Raw genomic sequence first — 6,502 nt, forward strand, 5'->3', positions numbered from 1 at the left:
TCAGGAGCGCGTCGAGGCGGCGCGCGCCTTCTCTGGCTCGACCGCCTCCGGCTCGAGCGCGAGGTGACACCAGGCGATGGCGCCGAGCTCGTCCACGGTCGGGACCTCCCAGGTCGCGCCGGCGCGCGCCTTCACCCGCGCGGAGAACGTCACGAGCGCCTGGAGCTGCTCGGGGCTCGGGCTCACGGCCGGCCGGACGCGCTTCGCCTGCGCGAGCGCCTCGAGCGGCGCGGCCCCGCGCGCCACGAGCGTGCAGAGGGCGAGCAGCGGGCTCCGGCCGATGCCCCAGTGACAGTGGACGAGCACGCGCTCGCCGCCGTCGAGCCCCTCCGACGCGAAAGCCACGCCGAGCTCGATCCGCGCCTGCGAGATCGCGCAGGTGTCCTGGGTCGGGAGGTGCAGCAGGCGGATGCCCTGCGCCCGCAGGACCTCCTCGTCGTCGCAGGCCTCGGTCCGGACGTCGAGGACCCGGCGGATCCCGTGCACCCGGGCGAGCCGGCCCGCGGCCTCCATGGTGAAGTGCGCGCCCACCGCGAGCCCGGGCGCGATGAAGTGCAGATCGATCACGATCGGTACGTTGCGTCCGCGCGCGTGCCGCGGCACGCCACGCAATCCGGGCAGCGCCGCGTCCGACGGTCGGGCTCTCCCGGGACGCCGCGCCGGTCGCTCCCGGAGCGGCGTCCATGGCGCCACCCGCTTGCGTTGAGCGTCGCGAGGCACACGATGCCGTCGCCGGGCGTGGGCACACGACGAGCGAGCAGCGCAGGCGTGCCTGGAAGGCACGTCGAGCGTGTCGCCATCCGCTCAGGGCCCGAGGGGGAGGACGATCGTCCCGCTCTCCCCGATGGCGAGCGGGCGACGTCCCTGGAGCGTCCCGGCCGAGGTCGCGACGCGGTACTCGAGGGCGTAATCGCCGTCCGGGAGCTGGACGCGATGGCGGACCTGGGTGGCCGCGGCGGGGACGGACAGCTCGGCCCGGCGCACCACCTCGCCGCCCTGCCGCAGCTCGACCGCGACCGAGGTCGATCCGGGAACGCGCGACAGATCGTAGACGAGGACCACCTCGCGCGGCGCGGCCCGGAAGAGGAACAGGCCGATGCCGACGGCCCCCAGCACGGCGACCAGGCGGGCGAGCGCCTTCACTCCCGGGCCTTCCTCCGGCGGCGTCGCGTCCCCTTCTCCGGTGGGACGCGGCGTGGGCGCACGGTGGCCTCGACCCGCGGCTTCGGCCGCCCCTCCGCGCCCGACGGGACGAGCCTGATCTCCGCCTTCACCTCGATGGCGGTGGACGAGAGCGCCTTCCAGAACTCGCGGCGCAGCGACTCCGACTCGAGGAAGCGCCGGATCTCCTCGGAGAGGACGCGCAGGACCTCGTCCTTCGCGCTCGAGGCCTGCTGGCCGATGAAGCCGATGAGCTCCTTCGGCAGCTTCCAGTCGCGCGCGAGCTTCCGGGCGCCCTCCTCCGTCATGAAGAGCGCGCCGACCCCTGCGAGGAGGGCCTTCTTCACGGTGTCGGGGATCAGGCCGCGCCCGCCGCCGGGGGGCGGCGGGAGCTCCTCGGGCCCGCCCTCTGCCTCGAGCCTGGCCCCGACCGGCCCCGGCTCGAGCGGTGGGAGCTCCGCTTCCTCGTCCTCGAACGGCGGTCGCCCCTCCACGGCCGACTCCTCTCTATTCTAGAGGGGCGGGCCCTTGCCCGCCCCTCGCGCCCGAAGTGAATTCGGGCGCTTCACCCCACCCCACCGCCCCACTACGCGGGGCGGTCCCGAGAGCTCGTCGAACTTCTTCCCCGCCCACTCGACGCCAGAGGGGCGGGCCCTTGCCCGCCCCTCGCGCCCGAAGTGAATTCGGGCGCTCGAGCTCTCAGGCGCGCGGCTGCGCCCCGATGACGGGCAGGCGCGGCGCCTTCAGCACCTGGGCGCTCACCGCGCCGGCGACGTTCCGGGCCATGGCGATGAAGGCCTGCGCCTGCGGGCTGTCCGGCGCGCCCGCGACGACGGGGACGCCGCGATCGCCGCCCTCGCGGATCGCCAGGTCGATCGGCACCTCGCCGAGGAAGCGGATCCCCATCTTCTCGGCGGCCGCCCGGGCGCCCCCCTTGTCGAAGATCGGCGTCTCCTGACGGCAGTGCGGGCAGACGAACGAGGACATGTTCTCGACCAGGCCGAGCACCGGAATCGAGACCTTGTCGAACATGAGCTTGGCGCGGATCACGTCGGCGAGGGCGAGGTCCTGGGGCGTCGAGACGAGGACCACCCCGGCCGCCCGGACGTTCTGGGCGAGCGTGAGCGGCACGTCACCGGTGCCGGGCGGCAGGTCGAGGATCAGGTAGTCGAGCTCGCCCCAGCTCACGTCCCGGAGCAACTGGATCAGGGCGCCGGTGACCATCGGCCCGCGCCACACCAGCGCCTGGTCCGGGTCGATGAGGAAGCCGATGGACATGACCTTCACGCCGTGGGCCGTGAGCGGATCGAGCCGCTTGCCGTCGGAGGAGGTCGGGCGCTCGGTGAGCCCGGTGAGGATCGGGACCGAGGGGCCGTAGAGGTCGGCGTCCAGGATGCCGACCTTCGCCCCGAGCTTCGCGAGCGAGACGGCGAGGTTGATGGAGACCGTGCTCTTCCCGACCCCGCCCTTCCCTGCCCCCACCAGGACGATGTTCTTCACGCCCGGCGTGAGCTGCGCCTGCGCGACGCCCGGCGCCGAGCGCACCTGGGCGCCCCAGCCGATCTCGACGCGCTTGAACCCCGCGCCGCGGAGGGCGGCCTCCACGTCCTTCCCGATGGTCTCCCGGAGCGGGCAGGCAGGCGTGGTGAGCTCGACCTTGAGCTTCACCGCGTCGCCCTCGACGGCGAGGTTCTTCACCATCCCGAGGGAGACGATGTCCCGGTGCAGCTCGGGATCCATGACCTTCTTCAGCGCTTCGAGCGCGGCGGTGTTGTCGAGCGGCATGCCGGCCCTTTATAGCGGGGTCACCCGGCCTTCTCAACGGCGCGAGCGGCCGCACGGCGCGGGCGCTCGGCCTTCACTCCAGGGCATCGACCCGCCAGCCGCCGTCCTCGGCGACGAGGACCGCCTCGCGATCCGGCCCCACAGGGAGGACGGCGCGCCCCTCCGCGACGCGGAGCGGGGTCCCGGCCTCGAGCCGCGCCGCCGCGCGCCCGGCCGCCTCCCGCGCCGAGGGGCCGGCCCCGGCGTAGTCCGCGGCGAGGCGACCCGAGGTGTACGCCTGTCGCCACCGCGCCGAGAGCAGCGCGTGGGCCTCCGCCCAGCGCCCCGCCTCGACCGCGCCCACGAAGCGCGAGAGGACCGCTCGCGGGTCCTCCGAGGAGGCGCGCGGGAGCGGCTCGGGCGCCGCCGCGCCGCCGCCGGCGCAGGCGACGAGGACGGCCGTGGTCAGGAGACAAGCGGCGAGCGGGCTGCGCATGTCGGACCGCTTACCCGATCCGGCCGGGCGGCGCTACCTCATGCGCCACCCGCTGGCGTCGAGCGACGCGAGGGCTGGCGCCCGGGGCCTTCCTCCGCCCGATCTCACCCCGCCACGACCGCGCCCGCGGTCCCCGGCTGGACCCGCACCTCGCCCTCGGCGTCCTCACGCCCTTCGATCGAGATGTCCACGTCGAGGAAGCGACGGATGACGGCGGCGGTGGTCGTGAGGTGCTTCGTCACGCGACCCACGGTGTACCGCGTCGCCGGCACGACGCCGGGCGCCGGCGCGACCATCCCGGCGGCGAGGAGCGACGCGGGCAGCAGGAGCTGATCGCCGAGGTGCGGATCGACCGCGGCGCCACCGGCCAGATAGGCGCGGAACGCGTTCACCGCGACGTCCGCCGTCTCCTCCGGCGCGCGATCCGGCCCCCCCACCGCGCCGAACCCGGCGCGCGTGCGCTCGAAGGAGGCCACCACCAGCACGTGGCCACCGCGGGAGCCGCGCGCCGGGACGGGGACGCGCTCCGCCTCCGCGGAGATGCCCGCCTCGCGCAGGGACCGGATCGCCCGCTGCGCCTGACGCTCGGCGACGTCGTAGCCGAGCCCGGCGACCATCGAGACCACCTCGACCTCCTGCACCGTGCCGCGGTGCACCAGATCGAGCGGCGGCATCGAGTGCGCCGGCGCGATCCGGGCGGTCATCTCCCCGCCGCCCTCCGGGTAGAAGCCGGCGGCCTGGAGCGCGAGCTCGACGCGGAAGCCGAGCCGCGCCACGGCCGGCGCCCACACGAGCGCGAGGTAATGGAAGCTCGGCGCGTGATCCTGGTGCGTCCCGCCGCGGAGCGTCACGGTCGAGGGGGCGCCGGTCAGCGCGAGCGGCCAGCAGAGGGTCTGGAGCAGCAGCGGCGTGGAGCCCGCGGTGCCGATGTCGAGCGCCCACTCGCCCGCGCGCGCGCTCCGCCGCGGCCGGAAGTCGAGCCGGTCCGAGCCGACCTCGTCGCCCACGAGGGCGGCGTCCACGAGCCGGGCCGCGGCGCGCGCCGCCTCGCGGTGCTGCGGCCGGAGCCCGGGCTTGAGCCGCTTCGCCCTGACGTTCACGATGGAGAAGGGCTTCCGGGTGATCGCGGAGAGGGACAGCGCGGTCCGGAGCATCTGGCCGCCCCCCTCCCCCTCGCTGCCGTCGATGACGATCGGAAGGTCGGTGGGCACCGGGCCAATCTAGTGCGACGCGGGGGCGCCGTTAAGGGCGCGCGCGGGCCGGACGCCCCGCTCGCCCCGGCGGGGGCGTGCTCGTACTGCTCCGCACAACTCATGAGCCCGCTCGACTCGATGTGCTCCGCAGTACGTCGCGGGGAAGGCTCCAGACCTTGCAGAAGAGCGGCAAGGCCTGGGCCCTCCCCGCGGAGCCCTACCGGGGGAGGCGGAGCGCCGCCTCCCCCGAACCCCCACCCGCGTACCGCGCGTGCGGCTCCGGTTTCCAACTCCTGACGCGCGGTACTAGAAACGGGCGTGACCGCCGCCCTCGTGATCTTCACCCTGACGTACCTCGCCGTCGCGGCCGGGCGCTTCCCGCTGCTCTCGGTGGATCGGCCGGCGGCGGCGCTCCTCGGCGCCGTCCTGATGGTCGCCGCGGGCGTCCTCACGCCGGCGCAGGGCGCCGCCGCGGTGAACGGGGAGACCCTAGGCCTCCTCCTCGGGATGATGATCCTCACCGCGTACCTCGGGGAGGCGGGCTTCTTCCGGTGGGCGAGCTGGCGGGTGATCCACGCGGTGGGCACGCCGCGCTCCCTGCTCTGGGCGCTGGTGTTCACCGCGGGCGCGCTCTCCGCCCTGCTCGTGAACGACACGGTGTGCCTGATGATGACCCCGCTGGTGCTGCGGATCATCGACGACGCCGAGCTGCCGCCGATCCCGTACCTCCTCGCGGTCGCGTTCGGCTCGAACGCCGGCAGCGTCGCGACCCTCACCGGCAACCCCCAGAACATGATCGTCGGTACCCTGTCGGGGATCTCGTACGCGCGCTTCGCCGCGGCCCTGGCCCTCCCCGCCCTCGCCTCGCTCGTCCTCGTCGCCGCCGTCCTGCACGCGATCTTCCACCGGCACCTGCCTCGCCGCCGGCTCGCCGGCGCGCTCGCCGCGCCCCAGGTGGATCGGCCGCTCCTCGCCAAGGCCCTCGCCGCGCTCGGCGTCGCGGTGGCGGGGTTCCTCCTCGGCTTCGATCTCGCCTGGACGAGCCTCTTCGCCGGCGCGCTCTGCATGGCCATCGCCGGGCGGGCACCCCGGGAGGCGCTCCAGCGCGTGGACTGGCCGCTCCTCGTCTTCTTCGCGGGCCTGTTCGTCGTCATCGCCGGGATCGACCGCGCCGGCGTCGCGTCCAGGATGTACGACGGCGTCGCGCCCGCCCTGGGCGCCGGCGCCCCGCGGCAGGCGGTGGTGTTCGGCCTCTTCTCCGTCGCCGCGTCGCAGCTCGTCTCGAACGTCCCGTTCGTGATCCTCGCCGGGCGGTGGATCCCGCGGCTCGCGGACCCGACGCTCCTGTGGCTCGCCACCGCCCTCTCCGCGACCCTCGCCGGCAACCTCACCGTGATCGGCTCGGTGGCGAACATCATCGTCCTCGAGCTCGCCGGGTCGCGGGGGCGGATCGGGTTCTGGCGCTTCTTCCGGATCGGGGCCGCGGTCACCGCGGCGACCCTCGCCGCGGGCCTGGGCATCCTGCTCCTCGAGCGGCGGCTCGGGGTGTTCTAGTACCGCGCCAGGGGACGACGGCTCAGCGCCTCAGCGCCGCGGCCGCGGCGGGCCGCCGGGGAGCTTCGAGAGCGCCTCGATCGCCGCGCGCCGGACGCGCGCCGCGTAGTCGCTCCGGAGCGCCTCGAGCCGCGCCGCGGCCTCCTCGTGACGGATCCGCCCGAGCGCCCGCGCCGCGGCGGCGCGCACCTCGGGCCGATCGCTCGTGAGCTGCGCCGCGATCGCGTGGCCCGCGTCGGGCCCCGCGAGCTGGGCGAGGGCCTCGATCGCCTCGACGTGCCCCGCGCCGCCGGGCGCGCCGAGCAGCGCCACGAGCGCGTCGCGCCCCGCGGGC

8 protein-coding genes are annotated in these 6,502 nt (G+C 75.2%); 1 reads left to right on the forward strand and 7 read right to left on the reverse strand.

From position 1 onward, the window contains the following. The 6 genes from MNZ27_RS12695 to rtcA form a co-directional block, all read right to left on the reverse strand. Positions 1 to 567 (reverse strand): protein-tyrosine phosphatase family protein, encoded by a 567-nt coding sequence (locus tag MNZ27_RS12695; RefSeq protein ID WP_242394447.1) that lies wholly within the window; start codon positions 565 to 567, stop codon positions 1 to 3. 237 nt (positions 568 to 804) lie between these two features. Further along, entirely contained in the window at positions 805 to 1,143 is a 339-nt protein-coding gene (locus tag MNZ27_RS12700) for a hypothetical protein (RefSeq protein ID WP_242394448.1), read from the reverse strand. Then, entirely contained in the window at positions 1,140 to 1,655 is a 516-nt protein-coding gene (locus tag MNZ27_RS12705; RefSeq protein WP_242394449.1) for a hypothetical protein, read from the reverse strand. Before MNZ27_RS12705 ends, MNZ27_RS12700 begins: the two co-directional genes overlap by 4 nt. Positions 1,656 to 1,860: 205 nt before the next feature. After that, positions 1,861 to 2,946, reverse strand: a complete 1,086-nt coding sequence (locus MNZ27_RS12710) for an Mrp/NBP35 family ATP-binding protein (protein WP_242394450.1) — start codon at positions 2,944 to 2,946, stop codon at positions 1,861 to 1,863. Positions 2,947 to 3,019: 73 nt separating this feature from the next. Beyond that, a complete protein-coding gene (locus tag MNZ27_RS12715) occupies positions 3,020 to 3,421 on the reverse strand; it encodes a hypothetical protein (protein ID WP_242394451.1) in 402 nt (133 codons plus the stop codon). A gap of 104 nt (positions 3,422 to 3,525) precedes the next feature. Then, complete coding sequence (gene rtcA, locus MNZ27_RS12720; protein WP_242394452.1) at positions 3,526 to 4,632, reverse strand: RNA 3'-terminal phosphate cyclase; 1,107 nt, start codon at positions 4,630 to 4,632, stop codon at positions 3,526 to 3,528. Positions 4,633 to 4,932: 300 nt separating this feature from the next. Here rtcA and MNZ27_RS12725 point away from each other — a divergent pair, with 300 nt between their 5' ends. After that, on the forward strand, positions 4,933 to 6,168 hold the full coding sequence (locus MNZ27_RS12725; RefSeq protein WP_242394453.1) for an ArsB/NhaD family transporter: 1,236 nt from the start codon (positions 4,933 to 4,935) through the stop codon (positions 6,166 to 6,168). Positions 6,169 to 6,198: 30 nt separating this feature from the next. Here the strand turns inward: MNZ27_RS12725 and MNZ27_RS12730 are convergent. Further along, positions 6,199 to 6,502, reverse strand: a 304-nt coding sequence (locus MNZ27_RS12730) for a HEAT repeat domain-containing protein (protein WP_242394454.1), incomplete at its 5' end; no start/stop codon positions are given.

Origin of the sequence: Anaeromyxobacter oryzisoli (genome assembly GCF_022690765.1) — a bacterium.
GTDB lineage: Bacteria > Myxococcota > Myxococcia > Myxococcales > Anaeromyxobacteraceae > Anaeromyxobacter > Anaeromyxobacter oryzisoli.

Coding starts and splice junctions, on each gene's coding strand:
- MNZ27_RS12710 (WP_242394450.1), bottom strand. CDS start 2,946: ATGCCGCTCGACAACACCGCCGCGCTCGAAGCGCTGAAGAAGGTCATG.
- MNZ27_RS12715 (WP_242394451.1), bottom strand. CDS start 3,421: ATGCGCAGCCCGCTCGCCGCTTGTCTCCTGACCACGGCCGTCCTCGTC.